Raw genomic sequence first — 24,993 nt, 5'->3', positions numbered from 1 at the left:
CAGGGTACCCAGGACCAGCGGCGGAAACGGACCGGACGCGTCGGGCCTCAGCCCTCGCCCTGAGGTCCCTCTCCCCGAGCTGCCAGCACCCGGGTGTCGATCGCATCCTTCTCCCGGTCCAGCTGATGCCCCTTGAACGCGCCGTAGACGAAGAGCGCGGCGAAGGCCGCTCCCACCAGCCACATGGCGGTGACCTGGAGGCCCAGCAGGATCGTCGGGATCTGCAGGGCCATGCCCAGCCAGTAGGGCCAGGCACCGCGCTTGAGCATCCCCGAGCACGCCACCAGGGCGAGCACGGTGAGCAGGCCCCAGATCCAGGTCGTCACGCGTTCCCCCGGGGCCAGCTGATGCGCGACGAGCACGGCGAAGAAGACCACGAAGGCCTCCACCACGAGGGTGGTCGCCGAGATCATGCGCTGCGCGCCGTGGGCACGCGTAGAGGGTGTCAGGTCCATGGACGAAGACATGGTCAGTCCTCCTCCGGGACGCCGAGCAGGTCGCGCACCTCGGCCGCGAGGGTCACCGAACCCGCCACCACGATCCCGCCGAACTGATCGCCGCCGACCTCGGAGAGGTTCACGGCGGCCTGGATCGCATCGGGCAGGCTGCCGTGCTCCAGCACGCGATCCTCGTCGTCGAAGATCTCCCGCGCCAGATCGGCCAGGACATCAGCGGGGATCGCACGGGGCGAGGACGACTGGGAGATCACGACCTCGTCCAGGAGCGGCTCGAGGACCGTGAGGATCTCCTCGGCGTCCTTCTCCTGGAGGATCCCGACCAGGCCGATGGTGCGGGTGAAGCGGAAGTTCTCGCGCACCGTCTCGACGAGCTTCTGGGCACCGGCGGGGTTGTGGGCGGCGTCGAGCAGGATCGTCGGAGATTGGCGCACCACCTCGGCGCGCCCCGGCGAGGTGACGGTCGACAGCGCTGCGGAGAGCAGCTCGCCGTCCAGCGGCGCGGTCCCGTTGCCGAGCAGCGCTTCGGCGGCGGCGACCGCGAGCAGGGCGTTGCTCGCCTGATGCTCGCCGAGCAGGGAGAGGAACACCTCCTCGTAGCGGCCGGCGATACCCTGCAGGGTGAGCATCTGACCGCCCACGCCCGGCGTGCGGGCGAGCACGCCGATCTGCTGGTCCTCGACGGCGGCCTCCGCGCCGAGCTCCATGATCCGATCGCGCAGCACGTCGGCGGCGTCCTCGAAGGGCTGGGAGGCGAGGATCGCGGTGGCCTCCGCGGTGAGGATGCCCGCCTTCTCGCCGGCGATCTCCGCGATCGTGTCCCCCAGGTAGTCCATGTGGTCCATGGAGATGGGGGTGATGACGGTGACGTCGGGGTCGACGACCCCGGTCGCGTCCCAGGTGCCGCCGAGCCCGGTCTCGACCACGGCGACGTCGACCGGCGCGGAGGCGAAGGCCTGGAAGGCCATCGCGGTGAGGTACTCGAAGTAGGTCAGCCGCACTCCCCCGGCGGCCTCCTGCTCGGCGTCGACGATCGCCGCGAAGGGCTCGACGTCCTGATAGGCCTGGAGGAAGCCCTCCTCGTCGATGGGGACGCCGTCGATCGCGATCCGTTCGACCGGGGAGTGCAGGTGCGGGCTGGTGGTGCGCCCGGTGCGCAGGCCCGCCTCGCGCAGGATCCGCTCGAGAATGCGCGCGGTGGTGGTCTTGCCGTTGGTGCCGGCGATCCGGATCGACCGGTACGCCTGCTGAGGGTCCCCCATGAGCTCCATGACCCGGGTGACGCGCGAGAGGTCCGGTTCGATCCGGTTCTCCGGCGCCCGCTCGAGCAGTGCGGAATAGACCTCTCGCAGCTCGGGCGACATGGCCGGACGGGACGTGCCCGGACGAGGAGAACTCGGCACAGGGGCTCCTGGGGTTCGTGGGGCGGATGGACCATTGATCAGTGTACGAGCCGCGCCTGGGGACCAGCGGTCCGCAGGAGGGTGTCCTTCCTCCCCACGGGGCGGTCGTCCACACGTGCAGGCGGCCCCTTTGTCGTGCGCGCCCCCGTCCCTAGCCTTCGAGCATCATCTGCGCCGGTGCATCCGGCTCGACGCCGCCAGGAGGGCTGCGATGTCACCGCTCGGAGCCGGTTCGGAGCACGCCGCCCGTCGATCCGCCGCGTGCTCCGACCGGCCGTCGCCCCGGAGCCTCGCGAGGGTCTGCTCGCAGGGGGCGGGTCGACGATGACCGGCTTCCGGGGGATGGACACCGACGCGGCGCGCGCTCACGGCGAGCGCCTCCGCAGCGCCTCGGGCGAGGTCGAGGATCTGCGCGGCCTGCTCGGCGTCACGGTCCACGGGGCGCAGTGGGCCGGACCCGACGCAGACTCCTTCCGCGCACTCTGGAGCGAGCTCGCCGCAGCATCTCTCGCGTCCCTGTGCGAGGACCTGCTCGCGGCCGGGGAGCGGGTCCTGGGTGAGGCCGACGAGCAGGACATCGTCTCGGAGCAGGACGGGTCCGAGCTCGGGCCTGCGGGAGGGCCCAGCACGATTCCCGACGCCCCGGTGGAGAACTCCGCGAGCGGCTATCTCCGAGACGATCTCCCGTGGGCGCCTAACTGGTGGGAGCAGCCGATCGAGCACGCCTTCTCCGACGTCGCCCGGGCAGCGTCCGACAGGGTCGGTCGGGGCCTGGACAACGGGATCGACCGGCTCGAGTCCGGTCTCGCCCACCTCGGCGTGCGGACCGACGGGATCGCGCAGTTCCAGCGCGATGCCGACCACTTCGGCGCGATCCTCCAGGACTGGGCCACCGGCGATCGCGTCCCGACCTACGCCGAGCTCGGCGCAGCCGCCGCCGTGACGGCGGGGTCGGCCGGCGTGGGCGTGTACGAAGCGTCCACCGGCGAGGACACCGTGCTCCTGGACGACCGCCCAGGAGGTCACGTGCTCGGGGTGGAGACCGACGTGAGCACCACCCGCTCCCCTCAGGATCTTCGGGACCTCATCACCGACAACGATGCGCTGCGCGGGCGGTCGCTGGAGTCCGGCCGGATCGGGATCCAGGAAGTCCGGGCGGCGGGTGGCGCGGAGCCGTCGTACATCGTGCAGGTCCCGCCCACCGAGGGGGCGCTGTTCACCGATGTCCCCGCGGCCTACGGGGGCCAGGGGAACTCCCGGGACTGGGGATCGAATCTGCGCCTGGTGGCCGGTCAGCACCCGGCCGCGATGGACGATGTGCGTGCCGCACTCATCGCTGCGGACGTCCCCGCCGGGGCGAACGTCCTGATCGTCGGCCACAGCCAGGGCGGGATCATCGCGAACCATCTCGCCGCGGATCCGAGCTTCAACAGCCCGACCGGGGCGACCGGGACCTACAACGTCACCCACACGTTCTCGGTCGGCTCACCGGTCCAGACCGTGATCCCGGCTCAGGCCTCCACACAGTCGGTGAACGTCAACCATGAGGCCGCCGTCGGCACCGGAGGATTCAGCGGCGATCTGATCGCCGCAGCGGACCTGGACGGGGCGCAGCCCGGAGGCACGCACCTGAGCGCGCCCACCCGGCACGAGGTGACGCTCGCCCCCTCGCCAGGAGCGGATGTCGATCTCATCGCGGTGCTCGAATCCGAGCACAACTCGGTGGGGCCGGGTCACGACCCCACAGGCGGCTACGCGGGCTCGGTGGCTCGCGCCACCGCCGGCGATCCCACACTCTCCGCACTGGAGGATGATCTGACGGGCACCTACCTGGGCGAGGGCACCTACGTCTCCCGCTCGGAGGTCGTGAGCGTCGGGCGGGGAGCGGCGTGAACTCGCCAGGATCGGCGCCTTCGGCGAGGTCCCGCCAGGGCGCCACCGACCGCAGCGCAGCGGGGCGGGGCACCGCTGCTGCGACACCCCGCCCTCCTGCGGCTCCTCCCGGATCTGCCGGGCCGGTCGGCTCAGACCTTCGCGACAGACACCGTCACGGTGCCCCCGGAGACCTTCTCGCTCGCGCTGTGCGCTCCCGCGCCGGGGGCGGCCGGGACCTCGAGCTCCACGGCCAGCACCTCGGCGGCGACCAGCTCGCGGTGGGTCGAGACGGCGGCGACGACCTGCTCGTCGCCGTCCACGGTGAGACGGATGCGATCGGAGACATCGAACCCGGCTCCACGACGCGCGGACTGGATCGCCCGCACCACATCGCGTGCAGTGCCCTCGGCCTCGAGCTCGGGACTCACCCGGGTGTCGAGCGCGACGAAGTCACCACCGCGCAGCACGCCGACGGCGCGACCCTCCATCGCGGACGTCTCCCCCGCCACGAGGTCCAGCGAGTACTCGCCCGCTGCCAGCTCGATGCCGCCGGAGGTGACCACGCCCGCCTCGTCGAGCGACCAGTCGCCGCTCTTCGCGCCCTTGATGACCGTCTGGACCTGCTTGCCCAGACGCGGGCCCGCAGCACGGGCGTTCACGCTCAGACGCTGCTCGACGCCCATGCCCTGGGCCTCCTGGCTCGCCACGTCCAGCAGACGCACGGACTTGACGTTGAGCTCGTCGGCGATGAGCGCCGAGAAGGCCTCGAGCCCGGTCGGATCGTGATGGACCACGGTGAGCTCCGCGAGCGGCAGGCGTGCACGCAGCTGCTCCTTCTTGCGCAGGGAGTTGCCGACGCCGGCGATCTGGCGCACGGCATCCATCCGGGCCACCAGCTCCTCGTCGCGGGGGAAGAGATCGGCATCGGGCCAGTCGGTGAGGTGCACCGAGCGGCCGCCGGTCAGCTGCTTCCAGATCTCCTCGGTGACCATGGGCAGCAGCGGTGCGGCCACCTGGCAGAGCGTCTCCAGGCAGGTGGAGAGCACGTCGATGGCCTGCTCGTCCCCCTCCCAGAAGCGGTCCCGCGAGCGGCGCACGTACCAGTTGGTGAGCATGTCCAGGTAGTCCTGGATCAGCTCGGCCGCGTCCGCGATCGCGAGCGCGGTCATGGAGTCCTTGACGTCCCGCACCAGGTCGCCGGTGCGTGCCAGGAGGTAGGTGTCCATGACGTCGGTGGACTCGTAGCGGGTCCGACCCCGGTAGCCCGTCGGCCGCCCCTGTGCGTCCTTCTCCCCCGCCGCGTTGGCGTACAGCCCCAGGAAGTACCAGACGTTCCACAGCGGCAGCACCACATGGCGTGTGGCGTCGCGGATCTTCGGCTCGTCGACGATGAGGTTGCCGCCGCGCAGGATGGGCGAGCTCATGAGGAACCAGCGCAGTGCGTCCGCCCCGTACTTGTCGTACATCTCGCGCACGTCGGGGTAGTTGCGCAGCGACTTGGACATCTTCTGCCCGTCCTCGCCGAGCACGATGCCGTGGCAGATCACCGACTTGAACGCCGGGCGATCGAACAGCGCGGTGGAGAGCACGTGCATGACGTAGAACCAGCCGCGGGTCTGACCGATGTACTCCACGATGAAGTCCGCCGGGTTGTGGCTCTCGAACCAGTCGGTGTTCTCGAAGGGGTAGTGCACCTGCGCGTAGGGCATCGAGCCGGAGTCGAACCAGACGTCGAAGACCTCCTCGACGCGGCGCATGGTCGAGCTCCCGGTGGGATCGTCCGGGTTCGGCCGGGTGAGCTCGTCGATGTACGGGCGGTGGAGGTTGACCTCGCCGTGCTCATCGCGCGGGAGGGTGCCGAAGGCCTCCTCGAGCTCGGCCAGAGAGCCGTACACGTCGACGCGGGGATGGTTCGGATCGTCGCTCTTCCACACCGGGATCGGGGAGCCCCAGTAGCGGTTGCGGGAGATCGCCCAGTCGCGGGCACCCTCGAGCCAGCGCCCGAACTGCCCGTCCTTCACGTTGCCGGGGACCCAGTCGATCTGCTCGTTCAGCTCGAGCATGCGCTGGCGCTGATCGGCGACCTTCACGTACCAGGAGCTGACGGCCTTGTAGATCAGCGGGTTCCGGCAGCGCCAGCAGTGCGGGTAGGAGTGCACATAGCTGGCCTCGCGCAGCAGGCGGCCGGCGCGCTGGAGATTGCGGATGATCGGACGGTTCGCCTCGAACACCTGGACCCCGGCGATCTCGTCGAGTCCCGTGCCGGCGAAGTAGTCCAGGAACTGGGCGCCTTCGTCCACCGAGACGATCACGGGGATGCCGTACTCGGCGTTGACCTGCTGGTCGATCTCACCGTAGGCGGTGGCCTGATGGACGACGCCGGTGCCGTCGTCGGTGGAGACGTAGTCCGCGACCGTGACGATCCAGGCGTTCTGCGTTCCCCACTTCTCGCGGTCCTCGGAGTAGATGGTCCACAGTGGCTCGTACTGGACGTGCTCGAGCAGCTCGCCGGTGATCCTGCGCCCGTCGAGCGCGGCCACGGCGTCCTCAGCGCTCTCGTAGCCGAGCTCCTTGGCGTAGGAGCCGACGAGCGACGTGGCCATCAGGAAGCGGCCCTCCCCGGCGGCGGTGCCGTCGGCCGCGCCGAGCGGACCGGCGGCGACCACCGAGTACTCGAGCTCGGGGCCCACAGCGAGCGAGAAGTTCGTCGGCAGGGTCCACGGTGTCGTGGTCCAGGCGAGGGCCTTGACACCCTCGAGGTCCAGCTCACGAGCCTTCTCGCCCACGAACGGGAAGGTGACCGTGACGGTCTGGTCCTGGCGCTCCTGATAGACGTCGTCGTCCATGCGCAGCTCGTGCGCGCTCAGCGGTGTCTGGTCCTTCCAGCAGTAGGGCAGCACGTAATAGCCCTCGTAGGCGCGGCCCTTGTCGTGGAGGGTCTTGAACGCCCACAGCACGGACTCCATGAACGTGACGTCGAGGGTCTTGTAGTCGTTCTCGAAGTCGACCCAGCGGGCCTGGCGGGTGACGTAGTCCTCCCACTCCTTCGTGTACTTCAGCACCGAGTTGCGCGCGGCGTTGTTGAAGGCCTGCAGGCCCATCTCCTCGATCTCGGACTTCTCGGTCATGCCGAGCTCTCGCATCGCCTCGAGCTCGGCGGGCAGGCCGTGGGTGTCCCAGCCGAAGCGGCGATCGACCTTGTCGCCGCACATCGTGCGGAAACGCGGGATGACGTCCTTGACGAAACCGGTCAGCAGGTGGCCGTAGTGGGGCAGACCGTTGGCGAAGGGAGGGCCGTCGTAGAAGACGAACTCCTCGGCGCCCTCGCGCTGGGCGATCGAGGCGCGGAAGGTGTCGTCGGTCCGCCAGAACTCCTGGATGGCGTTCTCGAGCGCGGGCAGGTTCGGCGAGGGGACGAGCGGGTCTCCGCTGACCGGGTAGACCATGGGACGGACCTCCGAGGAAGAACAGGGGACGACGGCTGGGACATCACGATGTCCGAGGACGCTCTCCGGCGCAGGGCCGGTGGCGCGGTACCACCTCGGTTGACGCCTGGTCCGCACCGGCGGACCGATGCAGGGGCGCCCCCTTGTTCCTCAGCGATGACGGGCTGGTCCCGGCGGGTTCTACTGGACCTGCGCCCGCGAGCGGGCGACGGGCTGTTCTTCCCGCGGCTCTCCGGTGATGGCCGGGTCGATGCCGATGCGGGCCAGTGTACGCGGCGGCTGCTGCGTGGTCATCCGCCCGCGAGCGGAAGAGACACGGTGAACACGGTGCGACCGGGCGAGGAGCTGAGGTCGATGGTGCCGTGGTGCGCCTCGGCGATCGCCCGGACGATGGACAGCCCCAGGCCCGTCGTGCCCTCGGCACCGGAGCGGGCGCGGTCGGCACGGGTGAACCGCGAGAACACCTCGGGGACCAGCGCAGGGTCGATGCCGGGTCCTGCATCGAGGACCGTCAGCTCCGCCCGTCCCTCCTGCGAGCGCAGCTTCACCTCGATCTCGGTGCCCTCCGGGGTGTGCTTGCGCGCGTTGGACAGCAGGTTCGCGACGACCTGGCTGAGCTGACGGGGATCCCCGAGCACCACGACGGGCTCGTCGGGCACGCGCACGTCCACCGGGTGGTCCTGGGCGGCGGCGCGGGCGTCCATCACGGCCTCCAGGGCGATCTCGCCGAGGTCCACCTCGTCCTGGACCTGCGGAGCTCGGTCGTCGAGCCGGGTCAGGAGCAGCAGGTCCTCCACGAGCGAGGTCATCCGGGCGGACTGCACCTCGAGCCGGTCCACGGACTGCTGGCCGCGCTCGCCGAGGTCCTCGGTCAGCCGCAGCATCTCGGTGTAGCCGCGGATCGCGGTCAGCGGCGTGCGCAGCTCGTGGGAGGCGTCCGCGATGAAACGGCGCATCCCGTCCTCGCTGCGCTGGCGCACCTCGATCGCCTCCTCCACGTTGTCCAGCAGGAGGTTCAGAGCCCGGCCGACGTCCCCCACCTCGGTCCCCGGGGTCGAGTGCTCGACGGGCACGCGACCGTCGATGCTCACGGTCCCGCTGCCCAGCGGTGTGCGGGCCACATCGGAGGCGAGATCGGCGACGCCTTCGAGCGGGCGCAGGGTGCGACGGATGATGAGTGACCCGCCGATGCCGGTCACGGCGAGCGCGACGGCCCCGGCGGCCAGCAGGGTGAGGTCCAGGCGCAGCAGCGTCGAGCGCAGGGAATCGGTCGGCAGCCCGGTGACGACGACGGCGCCCTGGTCGACCGGGCGCACGACCACCCGGTACGTGCCGAGGGAGAGGGACACCGGCGCCGCCCCAGCGCGCTCGGCCTCCGCCATCACCCCCTCGAGCTCACGGAGGTCCGCGGCGGGGAGCTCGCGCACCTCACCGTCCTGATCGCGCCAGACGGCCGAGTCGAGCGTGCCGCCGCTCCCGCCCTTGCGCTCGCCACGGGCGGTGAGCTCGAACTCTCCGCTGTCCGGGCCCTCGCCGGACGGCGGCCCGTGCGGGTCCGGTGCTTCGGTGGGACCAGCGTCCTGCAGCTGCTCGCGGCCGACGGCACGATCGGCGGCGCGCTGCAGCTGGGCATCGAGCTCCGCGTCGAGCTGGTTGCTGAGGCTCGCGTGGGTCAGCAGGCCCAGCGCCAGGCACACCACGGCGACCGTCACGACCAGTAGGGCCACCAGCGTGGTCCGCAGCCCGGCTCGCCGACGGCCGGGGAGAGCGTCGGGGGCGGAGCCCTCCGTCGACGACGGGACGGTGCTCACCGTATGCCCCTCAGAAAGCCGGCTTGAGCACATAACCGGCACCGCGCACGGTATGGATCATCGGCTCGCGGCCGAGATCGATCCGCTTGCGCAGGTAGGAGATGTACAGCTCGACGATGTTGGCCTGGCCGCCGAAGTCGTAGTTCCACACCGCCTCGAGGATCTGCGTCTTGGACAGCACCTTCTGCGGGTTCTCCATGAGGTAGTGCAGCAGCTGGAACTGGGTGGCGGTCAGCGCGACGGCCTCCCCGCTGCGGGAGACCTCGTGGGTGTCGAGGTTCATCACCAGATCCCCGCCCACGAGCTCGTTGCTGCCCTGCGCCACCGCGCCGGAGCGCTGGACCAGGCGATGCAGGCGCAGCAGCACCTCCTCGATCGTGAACGGCTTGGTCACGTAGTCGTCGGCGCCGGCAGCGAGACCATCGATGCGATCGGAGGGGGCGTCCATGGCGGTCAGCAGCAGGGCAGGGATGTCGGGCTGCATCGCACGGATCCGACGCAGCACCTCGACCCCGTCGATCCCCGGCAGCATCCGATCGAGGACGAGGACGTCGGGCATCCGTTCCCGTGCCAGTCGCACCGCGGCCAGCCCGTCGCCGCTCAGCGTCACCTCCCAGCCCACCATCTGCAGCGGGAACCGCAGCAGATCGGCGATGGTCGGCTCGTCCTCGACCACGAGCACCCGGACGGGGCTGCCGTCGGGGTGCGCGAGCGCGGGCAGTGCGGCGAGAGCGGACTTCGCGGAGTCGGACACTGGCGGGCTCCTGGTGAGGGATCGGTGAACGGCGATGACGGATGTCGTGTCGACACTAGCCCCGCAGGCACGCTCGACCACGCGTTGCGGGGTCCGGGCGGCCATGTCACAGAGAACCCGGTCCGCACGCACAGGGTGAGCACAGGTCGAGGATCTGAGATGGGGGCATCGGCAGAGAGCCGGCAGGCCCCGGAGAAGGAGCTGACATGGACGACGAACGCCGCGGTGCACACCGCCCGCCGACAGAGCCCTCCACGTCCGACCGCGCCTCGGAGGCATTCGAGACGACGTCCCGCCGCGAGATCGTGCCCCAGCCCGCATCGCGCCTGGGCCGTCGGGCCACCGCCGGCGCCGCAGCGCTCGGCGCCTCCGCCCTGCTGGTACTGACCTTCGGGCCGGCCGCGCTCGCCCTCGATCCCTCGCCGCCCGGCACCCGGACGGACGAGGACAGCATGTGGAGCCTCCCGCTCGAGATCGGCCCGGCCATCGGCCCCGAGGGGTCGACGGACGCGGACTGACCCGTCCTCCGAGACCTGGTGGATCCGCGCCGTCCCGCGACCTGCCGCTCCGAAGTGAGGCAGGCCTCACTCCCGGCTCGTGCCGCCCCCGTGGGAAACTGGACGTCCCACGGTTGTGCCCCACGGGGCGATCGACGCAGAAGGAGCGAGATGTCGCTGTTCGGAGAGCCGTTCACCGCCAAGTGCCTCAAGTCCGGGATGACGGTCGAGGTCGAGGAGGGCCAATCCCTCCTGCAGGCTCTGCTCGACGCCGGCATCGACATGGACTACTCCTGCGAAGGAGGCGTGTGCGGGACCTGCGTGGTCCCGCTGGTCTCGGGCGAGGTCGAGCACATGGACGAGTTCCTCATGGACGACGAGCACGAGGACCAGATGATCACGTGCGTGTCGCGCGGCGAGGGCGAGATCGAGATCGACATCTGATCGATCGACATCTGGTCGATCGACATCTGGTCGATCGGCATCAGCTCGGGAGATCGTGACGTCCGTCCCCGTACCGACGAGCCCACGTCGTCGGTAGCTGCGCCCTCACCCGCGAAGAGTCCCCTCTCCGCCTGGTCAGCCGGCCCGGTCGGTCCGGCAGCTCAGAGCCGCGGGCCCGCGACCACCCAGGCGAAGGCGACCAGACCCATCAGCCCGGCCGCCGCACCGATCGACACCGGCACCCCGAGGCTGGGACCGGCGATGAGCAGGCCCATCACGCCGAGCGCAGCGAAGCCCAGCAGCAGGACGAAGAGCGACGGGCGGCCGACCGCCGGCTTGCCCCGGCGCCGTGCGCGCGACGGGCTGTGCAGCTGCGTCGTCGTCATCCTGCTGTCCTTCCTCCGTGGTGGGCACCGGCCGCCGAACGGGAGGCCGTGCCGAGTCCCGCTCGATTCCCTGCTCCAGCCGGGTCTCTGCTCGCAGGCGTCTGCTCGAACACTCCGAGAATCCTCTCCCGGCGGCGAGCCGCGCACATCCCGCGGGAGGCGGACATCCCCGTGCTCTCCCCCCGCCTTTCGTCGTAGACGCGCCCGACATCATCGTCGACAGCGCCGGCATGGTCATCGACCGGCCCGGCGCGATCGTCAACGCCGCCGGTGCGATCGTCGACCGGCCCGGCGCGGTCGTCGGCGCTGCCGATGCGATCGTCGACAGGCCCGGCGACGTCAGGTCCCAGGCTCCAGCACCGGCGGCACCGGCGCGTCGTCCTCCTGGTCCGAGTCCTGCGCTGCGAGCTGCGCGAACACTCCCCCGCGGGTGACCAGCTCGTCGTAGGTCCCGCGCTCGACGATCTGCCCGTGCGACATGACCAGGATCTGGTCGGCGCGGCGCACGGTCGAGAGGCGGTGCGCGATCGAGATCGTGGTCCGTCCCCGCGCGACGGCGTCCAGCGCACCGGACATCGCCCGCTCGGTCGCGACGTCGAGCGCTGAGGTCGCCTCATCCAGCAGGAGCACGGGCGGGTCGCGGAGGATCGTGCGGGCCAGCGCGAGTCGCTGCTTCTCACCGCCGGAGAAGCGGTAGCCGCGCTCCCCCACCACCGTGGCGTAGCCCTCGGGGAGGCCGACGACGTGGTCATGGATCTGCGCGATCCGGCAGGCCCGCTCCACCTCCTCGTCGCTGGCGTCGGGACGGGCGAACCGCAGGTTCTCGGCGATCGTGGCGTGCAGCAGGTAGGTCTCCTGGGTGACGACTCCGAGGCTGTCCGCCAGGGAGCTGCGGGTGATCTTCCGCAGATCGTGGCCGTCCAGGGTGATCCGTCCGGAGTAGGGGTCGTACAGCCGCGCCATGAGATAGCCGGTGCTGGTCTTGCCCGAGCCGGTGGCCCCCACCAGCGCTGTGTGCTTCCCCGCCGGCGCTACCAGATCCACGTCGTCCAGCGCAGGGGCATCGGCGCCGGGATAGGCGAAGGTGACGCCCTCGAAGCGGATCTCACCGCGCACCTCGTCGGCGTCGAGGGCGACCGCGTCGGGCGCATCCTGGATGCTCACCGGGATGTCGAGGTATTCGAAGACCCGGGTGAACAGGGCGAGCGAGCTGTTGACCTGGGTGGCGACCCGCAGCAGACCGTTGATCTGGGGGAACAGCCCGGACTGCAGGGCGATGAAGGCGACCAGGGTGCCGATGGTGACGCCGCTGCCGCTGGGGTCGGCGTACAGGAGGTGGCCGCCCAGCAGGTACGTCAGCGCCGGGAACAGGGCCATCAGCGTGGTGAAGACAGCCATCTGCCAGCGACCGGCCATCTCCGAGCGCACCTCGAGATCGGCGAGACCCCGGGAGTCGTCGGTGAAGGCCTCGGTGAGGGCCTGCGAGCGCCCCATGGTCAGACCCAGGAGGATCCCCGAGACCGACAGCGACTCCTGGATGCCCGCGGAGAGGTCTGCGGCCTTCTCCTGGCGAGTGCGCACGATCTCGCGTCGGCGTCGGCCCACCCGTCGGTTCATCCACACCGCGAGCGGCAGGGCGACGAGGGAGAACAGCGTGAGGCGCCAGTCGAGGGCGACCATCGCCACCAGTGCCATCAGCACGCCGGCCGCGGAGGAGACGATCTGGGTCATCACCGAGGTGACCACGGCCTGCATGGATCCGATGTCGGAGAAGATGCGGGACTGGATCTCGCCGGTGCGGGTGCGCGTGAAGAATCCCAGCCCGATGCGCTGCAGGTGCGCGTAGACGGAGACGCGCAGATCGTGCATGACCGCCTGGCCCACCCGGGTCGACAGCATCGCCTGGCTGACGCCGAGGGCGCTGGAGACCACGGTCACCGCGACCAGTCCGCCGACGGACCAGCCGAGCACGTCCGCCCGCTGCTCCGGCAGGGCGACGTCGACGATCTCCCGGATCAGGAACGGGGAGACGACCCCGGCCGCGGCGCCGAGGGCGATGAGGGCGAGCACCACGAGCAGAGTGCCGCGGTAGGGGGCGAACAGGGAGAGCACGCGACGTGTGTCCGGTCGCTGACCAGGCTCGAGCTTCTGCTGCGGGCCCCGCGGTCCGCCACCGCGCATCCCTCCGCCCATGCCGCCTGCGGGCCCCATGCCCCCGGCCGTCATCAGACCCCTTGGTGACGGGCGACGCGGTGCGCGGCAGCCTGTGCCAGCGGTCGGACGGTGACCAGATCGAGGTTCACGTGGTGCGGAGCGCCCAACGCGTACGAGATGACGTCGGCGCAGTCCTCCGCGGTCAGCGGTCGCTCGACACCGTCGTAGACCTTATCCGCCGCATCCTGGTCCCCGAGCCGCACGAGCGAGAACTCCTCGGTGCGCACCATGCCAGGGGCGATCTCGATGACCCGGATCGGCTCGCCGTTCAGCTCGAGCCGCAGGGCATTGGCCAGCATGTGTTCCCCGGCCTTGGCCGCGTTGTACCCGGAACCGCCCGGGTAGGCCTCCTGCGCGGCGACGGAGGTGACGAACAGCAGGTCCCCGCGCCGGCTCTCCCGGATCGCGGGCAGCAGCGCGCGGGTGACCCGGACCGCACCGAGCACGTTGATGTCGTACATGCGCTGCCACTTCTCGAGGTCCGCGTCGGCCGCGTGCTCGACGCCGAGGGCCCCTCCCGCGACGTGGACGACCGCGTTCAGGGAGCCGCCGAACAGCTCCTCGGTGCGGGCCACGAGCCCCTGGACGGACTCGTCCGAGGTGACGTCCACCGCGAGCACCTCGCAGCCGGTGTCGGCGGCGAGCTGCTCGAGCTTCTCCTCGCGGCGGGCGACCGCCAGCACCCGCCATCCGTCGGCGACCAGGCGGGCGGCGGTGGCGCGGCCGATGCCCGAGGAGGCTCCCGTGACGACAGCGGTCAGCGCATCCGCGGACGGTGCGCCCGGAGCGGACGACGACGCGGACGAGGAGGCGGAATCTGCTGCAGAAGAGGTCATGACCTCAGGGTACGCGGGCGGGCCGGGCCCGGGACGGCAGAGTTCACCACCCGGCGCTCACCACCCGATCTCGAGGCAGCCGTGGTGATCGGTCGGCTCCGTCTGCACCGTGGCATGGGCGATGCCATGCCGGGATTCGAGCAGCTCCTGGGCGGCATCGAGCACGGGGTGGGGATCCACACCGGGGGCGACGACGAGATGCACGGTGGCGACCTCCATCCCCGAGGTGAGGGTCCACAGGTGCAGGTCGTGCACGTCGGCGACCCCGTCGATCTCCTCGAGCTCGGACTGCACCCGACTCGGATCGATGTCGCGGGGAGCGGACTGACCGAGCACGCCCAGCACCTCCTTCGCCAGGATCACGGCGCGCACCGCGATGAACGCACCCACGGCGAGCGCCACCGCCGTGTCGATCCAGGTCGCTCCCGTCCACCTGATCAGCAGCGCCGCCACCACCACGCCGACGGAGCCGACGGTGTCCGCCAGGACCTCGAGGTAGGCGCCCTTGACGTTGAGGCTCTCTCCCGCCCCGCCCTGGAGCATCCGCAGCACGATGAGGTTCACGATCAGGCCGAGCACACCCACGACGAGCATGGGCCCGGTGTCGATCTCGACCGCGCTGCCGATGCGCCCGATCCCGCCGATCACGACGAAGAGCGCGACGCCGAGCATGATCAGCACCGCGAGCAGCGAGGCGAACACCTCCAGGCGATAGTTGCCGAAGGTGCGACGGCCGCTGCGATCGGGTCGGGCGGCGAGGACCGTCGCGCTGAGCGCCGCTGCCAGGGTCACGACGTCGGCCGCCATGTGGCCGGCGTCCGAGATGAGCGCGAGGGATCCGGACAGCAGCCCGGCGATCAGCTCGACGACGAAGAAGACACCGATGAGCGCGACGGCGACGGCGAGGCGCCAGCGATGGGCAGCGCCGGCGTGCCCGGCGGCCGGGACCGAGCCATGACCGTGCGTCATGACGCCTCCTGCTCTCCCAGCTCCCTCGACTCCTCCGGCTCCCGTTCCGGGTGCTGCATGTCGCTGTGGGCGGCGTGGGAGATCGCGAGCTCCAGCAGCAGCCGCACATGCGGATCGTCGAGCCGGTAGAACGCCCTCCTGCCGGCGCGGCGCACAGCGACGATGCGGTGCGCGCGCAGCAGCTTGAGCGCATGGGAGACCGAGGACTCGGAGTGCTGGGTGACCTGTGCGAGGTCGCTCACGCACAGCTCCTCCTCGAGCAGCGCGATCAGCAGTCCCAACCGCGACGGGTCGCCGAGCAGGGAGAAGACATCAGCCACGTCGGCCATCGCGGACGGCCCCGGGAGCCTGCCGCGCACCTCCTCGAGATGCTCGGCGAGGCGGGAGGCGGCGCTGATCGCCGTGGCCGGTTCGACCCGTGCGTGGGTGTCGAGCGGGCCGGATGCGATCGCCTCACGCACATCTGAAGAAGTGTTCATATGTTCAGTGTCGCATAGATCGTCGGCACTGCGGGAGAGCTCAGACGCCCTGCAACTGCGACTCACCCGCCACCTCGAGGTCGCCGGAGACGCGCCCCTTCGACAGTTTCGTCATCACCGCGGCGATCGCTCCGTCGCCGGTGACATTGGTGGCGGTGCCGAAGGAATCGATCGCGATGTACGCCGCGATCATGAGACCGACGGCGGCTTCGCCGAACCCGAGGATCGAGGCCAGCACGCCTGCTGCCGCCATGATCGCGCCACCCGGCACGCCCGGCGCCGCGATCATCACCACACCCAGCATGAACACGAAGCCCACCAGGGCGCCCACGTTCAGCGGCATACCGGTGACGATCATGATCGCCACGGCGAAGGTGGTGATCTTCAGCGTCGACCCGGCCAAGTGGATCGTGGCGCACAGCGGCACCACGAAGTCGGCGATCGCATCGGGGATCCCGTTGCGCTTCGCGCACTCCGTGGTCACTGGGATCGTCGCCGCCGACGAACTGGTGCCCAGCGCCGTCATGTACGCCGGGAGCATGGTCCAGAGCATCTTGAGCGGATTGCGGCCCATCGCCCAGCCGGCCACGCCGTACTGCGCCAGGAGCACCACCACGGTCATGGCGAACACCAGCAGGATCACGGCGAGGAAGGTGCCGATCACAGTCCAGATCTGACCGTTCATGGTCAGCCCGAGGAACATGCCGAAGATGTAGATCGGCAGCAGCGGGATGATGATCGCCTCGATGATCCGCACGATGATGGTGCGCAGCTGCTCGAAGGACTCCTGCAGCGCACCTCGCTTCACCAGGGTCAGGCCGATCCCCAGGCAGAAGGACAGGATCAGCGCCGTCATCACGTCGAACACCGGCGGGACCTCGATCTCGAAGTACGCCGCGATCGCAGAATCCTCCGGGTTCTCGAGCGAGCCGATGCTCTCTCCGCTCAGCATCTTCGGCAGCAGGAGCAGCGACAGGCCGAGCGCGAACATGCCGCACAGGATGGTCGACAGGTACGCGATCCCAGCGGTCGCAGCCAGCATCTTCCCCGCACCGCTGCCGAGCTCGCCGATCGCTGGCGTCACCAGCCCCACGATGATCAGCGGGATGAGGAACCCGAGGAATCCGGAGAACAGCCCGTTGAAGGTCGTGAAGACCCGGGCGACGGCCTCGGGCATCACGAGCCCGAGCAGGATCCCGAGCACGATGGCCACGAGGATTCGCGGCAGGAGCCCGAAACGGGGACGGCGAGGGACGGGAGCAGCGCTGGTCGCGCGCTCACCGTCCAGAGATCGGGCAGCGCTGTTCATGGGGGTCCGGTTCCTGTACGGGGGCGGGGACCGCCACAGCGTAGACGGATCGGAGGCCGCGCCGCGCCGCAGCGCCTCGAACCGGGCCGGGCGAGCCGCCCGATCAGGCCGCCCGCACCGTCGGCCCGGCCTGCTGACCCGACCGCCACGACCCACCCTGGCCTCGGGCTTTCATCGTTGAGGTGTCCGAGGGGTGGGTCGTGATGGGTGAAGGTGCTCCTGACCTGGAAGAATAGGGCTTGTCTAAGGTCCATTTCACGCCAGTTCAGGGAGCACCTTCAGGGTGAATGCTACCGGGTTGTATCCACGTCCTCATGTTGATGTCGCGCCGGTGTCTGCGGTCGGTCAGGCCGGTGGTGTGTTGCTGACCGAGACCGTCCGCGCGACGGGCCTGGCCGTCGAGCTTTCGAGGGCGCTGGCGCCGTGGCGGAAGCCGTTCTCGCGGCATGATCCGGGGAAGATCCTCACCGATCTCGCGCTCATGTTGGCGGTCGGTGGGGATTGCCTGGCTGACGTCGCCACGCTCCGAGCGGAGCCTGATGTGTATGGGTCCGTGGCCTCGGATCCGACGATCTCTCGCCTGCTGACGACCCTCGCGGCTGACGCCCGGGCGGTCGAGAATGCGATCAGTGCCGCCCGCCGGAAAGCACGCAGTCGAGCCTGGGCCCTGGCCGGCGAGTATGCTCCCAGCGCGGGGGTCACGGCGAAGAGCCCGCTGGTCATCGACCTGGACGCTTCGCTGGTGACCTCTCACAGCGAGAAGGAGTTCGCGCGGCCGACGTTTAAGAAGGGCTTCGGATTCCATCCGTTGCTCGCGTTCGTCGACCACGGCACCGGCGGGTCCGGAGAGATGTTGGCCTGTCTCCTGCGCCCCGGGAACGCCGGCTCGAACACCGCAGCGGACCATAAGAGCGTGATCGCCGATGCGCTGGCCCAAGTCGGGATGGGATCCCGGCCGGGGCGGAAGGTGCTGGTCCGGATCGACGGGGCCGGCGGCACGAAGAAGACGCTGCAGGAGTTGGTGAAGCGGCGGGTCTCGTACTCGGTCGGGTTCACCCTGCCCGCGAATACGCCGGAGCTGTTCGGCCTGATCCCGAAGCACGTCTGGGAACCCGCCTATAACTCTGATGGCGAGGTGCGGGAGGGAGCGGACGTCGCGGAGCTGACGGGGCTGCTCGGCCTCGATGAGGACTGGCCGGACGGGATGCGTGTCATCGTCCGTCGCGAGCGCCCTCATCCCGGTGCGCAACTGCGGTTCGATGACGTCGATGGCTACCGCCTGACGGCGTTCGCGACCAACACCACGCAGGGTCAGCTCGCGGACCTCGAGTTCCGTCACCGTCGCCGTGCTCGCTGCGAGGACCGGATCCGCGTGGCGAAGGACATGGGCCTGCGGAACCTGCCCCTGACGTCGTTCGCGCAGAACCGGATCTGGTGCCAGATCGTGGCCCTGGCCAGCGAGATTACTGCTTGGATGGGGATGCTCGGCTATGCCGGCCAGCCCGCAAGGAGGTGGGAGCCTAAACGCGCCCGGCACCGCTTGTTCCAGATCCCCGCGACTATCGCGCGCCATGCTCGACAGCAGGTCCTGCACTTCTCGGAGCGGTCGATCTGGGCTCGGATCGTCCAGGCCGGCCACGCCCGCCTCGCCCAGTTGCCCGCCCCCGCTGGATAGCCCACGGCCCTGTCACTGACCGCACTCTCTGAAGGACCCACGGCCCTGGACGCCCGACCACCGCGACCGACACGCGGCGGACCGTCACACCCTCATGCCAGAATGAGTCCGCAAAGATCGGCAACGACGCCGACCGAGCGGACCTACCGACCCCATGAAAGATCGAGGCTGGCACACATGTCGCGACCTTTCCTCCACACATACGGGTTATCCACACCTTTCCCCGAATCAGCCCAAAGTCTTGTTCCCGCGAGGCCCACGCTATAGAATCGAGAGACATCAGAGGGCGCCGCTCAGATGCTTATTTGGTACTCATCAGAATGCTCTGAGTCGCGTCGAACATCCGTGAGGCTGATCGATAAGGAGGTGAGGATAATTTCTGCAGAGCGCCCTGCCGCATCACGGTCCGCCCCCGTCGACGACTCAGCATCCCGCACGCCCTCATCTGCCGCATCACCCGTCGGCCCGATCGACACCTCCGCCCCCGCACCGACCTTCAGCACGGGCCGCGATCCGCGTGGCACCGCACGGCGCACGACGACTCGCCGCGCTCCTCGCCGCCCGGTCAACGCCCGCACTCGACTGACCAGAGAATCACTGGTCAAGCGTGGCAAGCTCACGTCCAGGCCAGTCGCGGCCGCATCTGCAGAGCGTCTGTTGGAGATGCAGCGTGCCGCATCACGGGACCGAGCCGCCCTGCTCGCCCAGGCCTCGGCCTTCTGGGTCGATCGTGACGATGACGGCCTGGCAGACGACCGAGCCGAATCGGATCTCGCCGTCGCGATCGCCCTGCGCACCACCACGCCCCGAGCCACGCGCCTGCTGCAGGATGCCCATCTCGCCGTCGACGGGCTTCCGGCCACTTTCGCCCGCCTCTCCCAGGGCGACATTCCGACGGAATGGTTCGACCGGATTATCCGCAATGCGCGAGAGCTGACGATCGACCAACGTTCTGAATTCGACGAAATCATTTCCGAATGGGACTTGTCGTCCATTCCCGCGGAGCGGTTCTACGACGAATTGCGTCTGCTGCGCTCCTGGTACGACGCCGACGGGGCACGCACCCGCCCCGAGGAGACGCGCGACGTGGCGCTGGAATGCTCTCCCGTCGATGACGGCACGGCCTGCCTCCGCATCACCGGACCGATCCCCGAGATCCACGCCCTCGCCCAGCGTCTGGACGCTGCGGCAAGAGCCGTCCAGGCGCAGCAGCGCCACGCGCTCGAGGATGGCACTCCGATCCCGTTCGACCTCGATGGCGACGTCGCCCGTGAACTGTCCGCGATGACACTGGCGGAACTGCGATACGCCGTGATCACCCGGTCCGTCCTGGACACCGGCGGCGTGCATGTCCCGGCACCGGCGCACCGCATCAACGTGGTCGTGCCGGTGCTCACCCTGATGGGACTCTCCGATGCCCCTGCCACCTATGACGGCGTGGTCCCCCTGCCGGCCGACATGGCTCGGAAGCTCGCTGCGCAGGAGAGCGTCTGGTTTCGGGTGCTGACCGATCCGACGCGGGGCGAGTTCCTCCCCCTACCTGCTGATCAATACCGGCCCACCGTCGCGATGGTCGAGCACCTGAGGCTTCGGGATCCCGTCTGCGCCGTGCCGACCTGCACGCGAAGAACCAGCAGTGACGCCGAGAACGACCACATCGAGGAGTTCGACCACGCCCATCCCGCGCGAGGCGGACCGACCAGCATCAGGAATCTTCATCGACTCCACTGGGGCCATCACGATGACAAGACCCGTCGACTGATAGACCCCGAGCGGAACGATGACGGCTCGACCAGCTGGACCATCGGCACGCCGGTGCGCGCCCGGATCACGACCGCGCCACGACGGGACCTGCTCACGCCGTTCATCTCCACGGCCCTGGCTGATTCCTGGGACCGCTATCAATGGTTCCTCGAGCTGGATGCCCTGGACCGATCGGGATTCATCGACCAGTTCCTCCGCGAGGGCGGACCGGAAGATCCCGCACTCGACGACGCTCCTCCCCCGCCCGAGGACCTCGGGGACCCGCCCTTCTGACAGACAGCAGCCCTTGCCGAACCGCTCGATCCCGGCGATCGCAGACCTTGTGAAGCACTTCTCAGCCCACTAAGCTCGCGCGAGTGCCTACGTACTGGTCGATCGCCTCGGCATCATTCCGCCAGTACTCGACCTACCGGATGGCGACCGCTGCAGGGGTCTTCACCAACACCGTCTTCGGGTTCATCCGGGCCTCGATCATGTTCGCGGCGATCACCAGTGCCGGCGGCGAGCTCAACGGGTACACGATCGCGCAGGCCGCGACCTATGTCTGGCTCGGTCAGGCGCTGCTGGCCCCGATCGAGGCCTTCGGCACCCGCGAGGTCTCCCAGCGTGTCCACCAGGGCGATGTGGCGATCGACCTGCTGCGTCCCACGTCATTCCTCGGCCTCTACTACGCACAGAAGCTGGGTCGCTCCGGATTCCTGCTGCTGGGACGGGGCATCCCTCCCCTGGTCGTCGGAGCACTCGTCACCGGTCTCGCCCTGCCCGAGAGCCCGCTGTCCTACCTCCTCGGCGCTTTCTCCCTGCTGCTGGCGATCACCGTGGCGTTCCTGGCGGACATGATGGTGAACCTCGCGGCGTTCTGGCTGCTGGAGACCCGCGGTCTCACCATCGTCTACAACGCCGTGATGAACCTGCTCTCGGGCTTCCTCATCCCGATCCTGTGGTTCCCCGACTGGCTGCTGACGATCGCCCGCGCCACGCCGTTCCCCTCCATGATCCAGACCCCGATCGACACCCTCTCCGGCAGAGTCCCTCCGCTCGAGGCGCTCCCGCTGGTGGCGACCCAGGCGGGCTGGCTGATCGTCCTCGCCCTCATGGCTCACCTGATGCTGCGGGCCGGCGTGCGGAGCGTGGAGGTGCAGGGTGGCTGAGCGTTCCCGACGCCCCGATCCGGCGGATCGTCAGGTGTCCAGCGCCAGGATGGTGGCGACCCTCTACGGGTCGCGGATCCGGTCCCAGGCCACGTTCCGCACCAGCTTCGTCACCGACGTCGCGGGGCAGGTGCTCATCGTGGCCACCGAGTTCCTCGAGCTGTGGGTGATCCTCTCGCAGGTCGGCACGCTGGGCGGGATGACCCTCGCCCAGGTCGCCGTGGTCTACGGTCTCGGAGCCCTGGCCTTCGGCATCGGAGACCTCCTCTTCGGGGAGATCGACAACCTGTCCTCATACATCAGATCCGGGAAGCTCGAGACCCTGATGATCCGCCCGGTGCCGCTGCTCCTGCAGATCTCGAGCCTGGACCTGTCGCTGCGCCGGATCGGACGCATCGTGGTGGGACTCGCGATGTACGGGACCGCCCTCGCGATCGCCGGCTTCTCCCCGACGCCGTCGGCCCTCGCGCTCGCCGTGCTCGCTCCCCTCGCCGGCGCGCTGCTGTTCGGAGCCCTCTTCACGATGGCCGGCGCCCTGCAGTTCTGGCTCGTGGACGGACGCGAGTTCGCCAATGCCTTCACCTACGGCAGCAACTACGTCGCCACCACACCCGGCGCCGTCTTCGCCCTGCCGATGCGCGCCTTCTTCACCTTCGTCGTACCGGCGACGCTGATCGCCTACGCCCCCACCCTCGCGCTGCTGGAGATGCCCGGGCCTGCGCTGGTCCCGTCCTGGGCCGGCTGGATGGGTCTGCCCGCCGCGGTCCTCGTCTGGATCGTGGCCGGCCTGCTCTGGCGCGCGGGGGTCCGCAGATATACAGGAGCAGGTGGATGACCATGCCCAGCACGACGCCCGAGAACCCTGCCGAGGCAACGTCCGGCGGACGCGCATCAGCCGACGGCCCCGCATCAGCCGACGGCCGCGCGCCGACCGAAGGCCCCGCACCTGCCGACGGCCCCGTGATCGAGCTCCGCGGCCTGCGTCGCGACTACGTCGTGCGCGCTCCCGTCCCCGGGGCCCGTCGTCGACGCCGGCAGACAGTGCGAGCAGTCGACGAGATCTCGTTGGCGATCGCCCCCGGTGAGGCGGTGGGCTTCGTCGGCGCGAACGGTGCCGGGAAGTCGACGACGATCAAGATGATGACCGGGATCCTCCGGCCCAGCTCCGGCAGCCTGCGTGTGCTGGGCAGGGACCCCGTCCCCGAACGGCGCCACCTGGCTCGGGAGATCGGGGTGGTCTTCGGCCAGCGCTCACAGCTCTGGTGGGACCTCCCACTGCGCGACAGCTACAGGATCCTCGGCTCGATGCACCGCCTCACCGATCGCCGGCGCGACGAGCGGCTGGCACGCCTCGTCGACGGCCTGGACCTCGGGCCGTTCCTGGGGCGGCCGGTGCGCCAGCTCTCGCTCGGCCAGCGCATGCGCGGCGAGGTCGCGGCCGCACTGCTGCACTCCCCGCGCCTGGTCGTGCTCGATGAGCCGACGATCGGGCTCGACATGGTCTCCAAGGAAGGGCTGCGCCGCTTCCTGCGCGAGGATCGCGCCGAGCGGGGGACGACGCTCTTCCTCACGACGCACGACATGAACGACGTGGAACGACTGTGCGAGCGGATCGTCGTGGTCAACTCCGGGACGGTCGCGTACGACGGCGCCCTGGAGACGTTCCGGCAGCATCTCGGCGCGCCCCGCGAGCTGATCGTGGACCTGGCCGAACCGGTCGACATGCTGACCCTGCCCGGCGCCTCGACCACCTCGGTGAGCGAGGCCGACGGGATCCGTCACCGGATCCGCTTCGCGGGTGCCGAGCTGACCGTCCCGACGCTGCTGTCCGCGATCAGCTCCGAGGCGGACGTGCGGGACCTCTCCCTCACCGAGCCCGCGATCGAGGACCTGGTGCGGCAGATCTACACGCACGGGGCACGCCCGGGACGGGCATAGCCCCTCGCATCTCGCAGTGCGACACGCCCGCCAGTCCCTACCTGCGGTGATGACCGACCTGGGCGAGTGATAATGGCCGACTATCGCGCACCCGGAACCGTGTCTTGCCCACCGGTCGGAACGGAGGATCATGGCCCGCTCGTACGCCACCGTCGGCCAGATGCTGACCTACGCCGTGGACCGATCGATGAGCTCCCCGGACCTCGAGGCCTCCGCCGAGCAGCACACCCGGGTCGAGGTGATCCTGCGCAACATGCTCGAATTCGTCCTGATGTCCCCGCGCAGCCGTGATGCCTTCCTGCACACCATCGCCCGCACCGACCACACCACCGGCAGCATCGTGGCCTCGCCGCGGCTGCGCCGGGTCTCCCCCGATCTGCTCGCGGAGATGCTGCCCACCAGCTCCGAATCCGATGACAGCGCCAGCCTCGCTGTCGCCCTGCGAGTGGGCGGGCCGTTCAGCACCAAGGAGCTGCGGGCCATGCGCGGCGCCCTCGGCACCTCCCCGCACCACCTCCTCCTCGCGGTCTCGCGCCGCAGCGATTACTCAGACCTCGATGGGCAGGTGCCCGAGGGGGTCGTGGTCACCAGCTGGAGACGGCTGGGCCGACGGATGCCCAAGGCGGATCCGGGACATGCGCACCTGTGGGCGACGATCGGCGAGGTGGGCGAGAACGCAGGCCGACCGCTCGTGCAGTTCCCCGTCGAGCCCAAACGTCTGCTCACCAAGACCCGCACCGCCCGCGAGTTCCGCGCCCACCTCGACGTGCTCCACCAGGCCAGCCGTACCGTGCTCGGCGCGAGCCCCCGCTTCTCCACCCGTCGTGGCCAGACCGAGGCCCATCTCCAGGCCGGGGTCAGCCGGACTCGCACGGGCCTCGAGTTCAGCGAGGTCGAGCACGGCTCCCCCGTGCACCTGGTGCGCACCGGGTCGACACCGATCCCACTGGGGATCGGTCTGCTCGAGAGCGAGGAGGAGCTCGACGCCGCCCGCGAGCGTCTCGCCGTTCTCGATCGCCGCAGCGCCTGGCGCAGTGAGAACTCCGGCCTGCCCGATCTGGGCGAGCTGATCGGCACGGCGGCCTCCCCCGAGGTCGAGGGGGCGCGCCTGCTGCTGTGGGCGATCTTCAACCCCCTGCTGCTGCGGGATTGCGGCTTCGATCTGGCCGCGGCCCGGCGCCAGCCCGCCTTGTCCTCGACCACTCTGAGCCTGCGCCTGCAGCGCCGCGGGGACGACAGCGGCACGCTGTACCGGATCTGGGTGGGCGGTGACCGCGACTGGAGCAACCTCATCCCGCGCGTCACCCGCGAAGCCTCCACGGACCGTTCCGAGGAGACCTACGCGGTCGCACCACGCAAGAGCCAGTCGACAGCGGACTTCGTGTGGGAGGTCCACCGCGCGCTGCGGTCGCTGACCATCGTATGAGGTGAGCGCCCTTGAGCGTTCGCGCACTCCCAGATCGTTCACGCACTCCCAGAGCGTTCGTGCACTCCCAGATCGTTCGTGCACGCCCAGAGTGTTCGTGCACTCCCAGATCGCTCGTGCACTCCCGGATCGCTCACGCACCTCGTCGTGGGGGAAGATGG

General features: G+C 69.7%; 20 protein-coding genes. 9 read left to right on the top strand and 11 right to left on the bottom strand.

Features of this window, described 5'->3' with window-relative positions; all coding sequences use genetic code 11:
- Window positions 1–47: 47 nt before the first annotated feature.
- On the bottom strand, window positions 48–467 hold the full coding sequence (locus CIK81_RS14100; protein ID WP_241964187.1) for a DUF4233 domain-containing protein: 420 nt from the start codon (window positions 465–467) through the stop codon (window positions 48–50).
- Between the two features lie 2 nt (window positions 468–469).
- Window positions 470–1,819 carry a folylpolyglutamate synthase/dihydrofolate synthase family protein gene (locus CIK81_RS14095; protein WP_158542051.1) on the bottom strand — a complete coding sequence of 450 codons (1,350 nt, stop codon included), beginning with the start codon at window positions 1,817–1,819 and terminating at the stop codon, window positions 470–472.
- A 300-nt stretch (window positions 1,820–2,119) separates the two neighbouring features.
- Here CIK81_RS14095 and CIK81_RS14090 point away from each other — a divergent pair, with 300 nt between their 5' ends.
- Window positions 2,120–3,751 carry a hypothetical protein gene (locus CIK81_RS14090; RefSeq protein WP_241964186.1) on the top strand — a complete coding sequence of 544 codons (1,632 nt, stop codon included), beginning with the start codon at window positions 2,120–2,122 and terminating at the stop codon, window positions 3,749–3,751.
- A gap of 131 nt (window positions 3,752–3,882) precedes the next feature.
- Here CIK81_RS14090 and ileS read toward each other — a convergent pair whose 3' ends face one another.
- The 3 genes from ileS to CIK81_RS14075 all read right to left on the bottom strand — a co-directional run bounded on the left by ileS (window position 3,883) and on the right by CIK81_RS14075 (window position 9,744).
- Window positions 3,883–7,179: an isoleucine--tRNA ligase gene (gene ileS, locus CIK81_RS14085; RefSeq protein WP_096164021.1), complete on the bottom strand. Its 3,297-nt coding sequence runs from the start codon at window positions 7,177–7,179 to the stop codon at window positions 3,883–3,885.
- A 290-nt stretch (window positions 7,180–7,469) separates the two neighbouring features.
- Complete coding sequence (locus CIK81_RS14080) at window positions 7,470–8,990, bottom strand: cell wall metabolism sensor histidine kinase WalK (RefSeq protein ID WP_096164020.1); 1,521 nt, start codon at window positions 8,988–8,990, stop codon at window positions 7,470–7,472.
- A 10-nt stretch (window positions 8,991–9,000) separates the two neighbouring features.
- Window positions 9,001–9,744, bottom strand: a complete 744-nt coding sequence (locus CIK81_RS14075; protein WP_241964185.1) for a response regulator transcription factor — start codon at window positions 9,742–9,744, stop codon at window positions 9,001–9,003.
- Window positions 9,745–9,950: 206 nt separating this feature from the next.
- Between CIK81_RS14075 and CIK81_RS14070 the strand changes: the two genes are divergently transcribed.
- On the top strand, window positions 9,951–10,262 hold the full coding sequence (locus CIK81_RS14070) for a hypothetical protein (protein ID WP_114355825.1): 312 nt from the start codon (window positions 9,951–9,953) through the stop codon (window positions 10,260–10,262).
- 150 nt (window positions 10,263–10,412) lie between these two features.
- On the top strand, window positions 10,413–10,685 hold the full coding sequence (locus tag CIK81_RS14065) for a 2Fe-2S iron-sulfur cluster binding domain-containing protein (RefSeq protein ID WP_096164017.1): 273 nt from the start codon (window positions 10,413–10,415) through the stop codon (window positions 10,683–10,685).
- Between the two features lie 161 nt (window positions 10,686–10,846).
- Here the strand turns inward: CIK81_RS14065 and CIK81_RS14060 are convergent, their stop codons facing one another.
- The 6 genes from CIK81_RS14060 to CIK81_RS14035 all read right to left on the bottom strand — a co-directional run bounded on the left by CIK81_RS14060 (window position 10,847) and on the right by CIK81_RS14035 (window position 16,878).
- Window positions 10,847–11,071, bottom strand: coding sequence for a hypothetical protein (locus tag CIK81_RS14060; RefSeq protein WP_096164016.1), 225 nt, complete (start codon window positions 11,069–11,071; stop codon window positions 10,847–10,849).
- Between the two features lie 339 nt (window positions 11,072–11,410).
- Window positions 11,411–13,297, bottom strand: coding sequence for an ABC transporter ATP-binding protein (locus CIK81_RS14055; RefSeq protein ID WP_114355824.1), 1,887 nt, complete (start codon window positions 13,295–13,297; stop codon window positions 11,411–11,413).
- Window positions 13,297–14,121, bottom strand: a complete 825-nt coding sequence (locus CIK81_RS14050; protein WP_096164014.1) for an SDR family oxidoreductase — start codon at window positions 14,119–14,121, stop codon at window positions 13,297–13,299. The genes CIK81_RS14055 and CIK81_RS14050 overlap by 1 nt, the downstream gene beginning before the upstream one ends.
- Before the next feature lie 57 nt (window positions 14,122–14,178).
- Window positions 14,179–15,090 (bottom strand): cation diffusion facilitator family transporter, encoded by a 912-nt coding sequence (locus tag CIK81_RS14045; RefSeq protein ID WP_096164013.1) that lies wholly within the window; start codon window positions 15,088–15,090, stop codon window positions 14,179–14,181.
- Entirely contained in the window at window positions 15,087–15,569 is a 483-nt protein-coding gene (locus CIK81_RS14040) for a metalloregulator ArsR/SmtB family transcription factor (RefSeq protein ID WP_114306934.1), read from the bottom strand. The genes CIK81_RS14045 and CIK81_RS14040 overlap by 4 nt, the downstream gene beginning before the upstream one ends.
- Before the next feature lie 40 nt (window positions 15,570–15,609).
- On the bottom strand, window positions 15,610–16,878 hold the full coding sequence (locus tag CIK81_RS14035) for a dicarboxylate/amino acid:cation symporter (RefSeq protein WP_114306935.1): 1,269 nt from the start codon (window positions 16,876–16,878) through the stop codon (window positions 15,610–15,612).
- 283 nt (window positions 16,879–17,161) lie between these two features.
- Between CIK81_RS14035 and CIK81_RS14030 the strand changes: the two genes are divergently transcribed.
- The 6 genes from CIK81_RS14030 (at window position 17,162) to CIK81_RS14005 (ending at window position 24,832) form a co-directional block, all read left to right on the top strand.
- Window positions 17,162–18,553, top strand: coding sequence for an IS1380 family transposase (locus CIK81_RS14030; protein ID WP_114355359.1), 1,392 nt, complete (start codon window positions 17,162–17,164; stop codon window positions 18,551–18,553).
- 663 nt (window positions 18,554–19,216) lie between these two features.
- Window positions 19,217–20,590, top strand: coding sequence for a DUF222 domain-containing protein (locus tag CIK81_RS14025; RefSeq protein ID WP_241964184.1), 1,374 nt, complete (start codon window positions 19,217–19,219; stop codon window positions 20,588–20,590).
- Between the two features lie 83 nt (window positions 20,591–20,673).
- Complete coding sequence (locus tag CIK81_RS14020; protein WP_114306937.1) at window positions 20,674–21,468, top strand: ABC-2 family transporter protein; 795 nt, start codon at window positions 20,674–20,676, stop codon at window positions 21,466–21,468.
- The gene (locus tag CIK81_RS14015; protein WP_241964183.1) at window positions 21,461–22,303 is read left to right on the top strand and encodes an ABC transporter permease; all 843 of its coding nucleotides are present in this window, start codon (window positions 21,461–21,463) and stop codon (window positions 22,301–22,303) included. The genes CIK81_RS14020 and CIK81_RS14015 overlap by 8 nt, the downstream gene beginning before the upstream one ends.
- Window positions 22,300–23,406 carry an ATP-binding cassette domain-containing protein gene (locus tag CIK81_RS14010; RefSeq protein ID WP_241964182.1) on the top strand — a complete coding sequence of 369 codons (1,107 nt, stop codon included), beginning with the start codon at window positions 22,300–22,302 and terminating at the stop codon, window positions 23,404–23,406. The genes CIK81_RS14015 and CIK81_RS14010 overlap by 4 nt, the downstream gene beginning before the upstream one ends.
- Window positions 23,407–23,536: 130 nt before the next feature.
- On the top strand, window positions 23,537–24,832 hold the full coding sequence (locus tag CIK81_RS14005) for a hypothetical protein (protein ID WP_096196770.1): 1,296 nt from the start codon (window positions 23,537–23,539) through the stop codon (window positions 24,830–24,832).
- The last annotated feature ends 161 nt before the right edge of the window (window positions 24,833–24,993 follow it).

It is taken from the genome of Brachybacterium sp. JB7, from assembly GCF_003335205.1.
GTDB lineage: Bacteria > Actinomycetota > Actinomycetes > Actinomycetales > Dermabacteraceae > Brachybacterium > Brachybacterium alimentarium.
The sequence above is the reverse complement of the archived record's forward strand: the minus strand, read 5'-3'. Positions and strand labels throughout refer to the sequence as shown.

Bases quoted from the DNA above. Each gene is read 5' to 3' on its own strand.
- CIK81_RS14100 (WP_241964187.1), bottom strand. From the start codon at position 467: ATGTCTTCGTCCATGGACCTGACACCCTCTACGCGTGCCCACGGCGCG.
- CIK81_RS14095 (WP_158542051.1), bottom strand. From the start codon at position 1,819: ATGTCGCCCGAGCTGCGAGAGGTCTATTCCGCACTGCTCGAGCGGGCG.
- ileS (WP_096164021.1), bottom strand. From the start codon at position 7,179: ATGGTCTACCCGGTCAGCGGAGACCCGCTCGTCCCCTCGCCGAACCTG.
- CIK81_RS14070 (WP_114355825.1), top strand. From the start codon at position 9,951: ATGGACGACGAACGCCGCGGTGCACACCGCCCGCCGACAGAGCCCTCC.
- CIK81_RS14065 (WP_096164017.1), top strand. From the start codon at position 10,413: ATGTCGCTGTTCGGAGAGCCGTTCACCGCCAAGTGCCTCAAGTCCGGG.
- CIK81_RS14060 (WP_096164016.1), bottom strand. From the start codon at position 11,071: ATGACGACGACGCAGCTGCACAGCCCGTCGCGCGCACGGCGCCGGGGC.
- CIK81_RS14055 (WP_114355824.1), bottom strand. From the start codon at position 13,297: ATGACGGCCGGGGGCATGGGGCCCGCAGGCGGCATGGGCGGAGGGATG.
- CIK81_RS14050 (WP_096164014.1), bottom strand. From the start codon at position 14,121: ATGACCTCTTCTGCAGCAGATTCCGCCTCCTCGTCCGCGTCGTCGTCC.
- CIK81_RS14045 (WP_096164013.1), bottom strand. From the start codon at position 15,090: ATGACGCACGGTCATGGCTCGGTCCCGGCCGCCGGGCACGCCGGCGCT.
- CIK81_RS14040 (WP_114306934.1), bottom strand. From the start codon at position 15,569: ATGAACACTTCTTCAGATGTGCGTGAGGCGATCGCATCCGGCCCGCTC.
- CIK81_RS14035 (WP_114306935.1), bottom strand. From the start codon at position 16,878: ATGAACAGCGCTGCCCGATCTCTGGACGGTGAGCGCGCGACCAGCGCT.
- CIK81_RS14025 (WP_241964184.1), top strand. From the start codon at position 19,217: ATGCAGCGTGCCGCATCACGGGACCGAGCCGCCCTGCTCGCCCAGGCC.
- CIK81_RS14010 (WP_241964182.1), top strand. From the start codon at position 22,300: ATGACCATGCCCAGCACGACGCCCGAGAACCCTGCCGAGGCAACGTCC.
- CIK81_RS14005 (WP_096196770.1), top strand. From the start codon at position 23,537: ATGGCCCGCTCGTACGCCACCGTCGGCCAGATGCTGACCTACGCCGTG.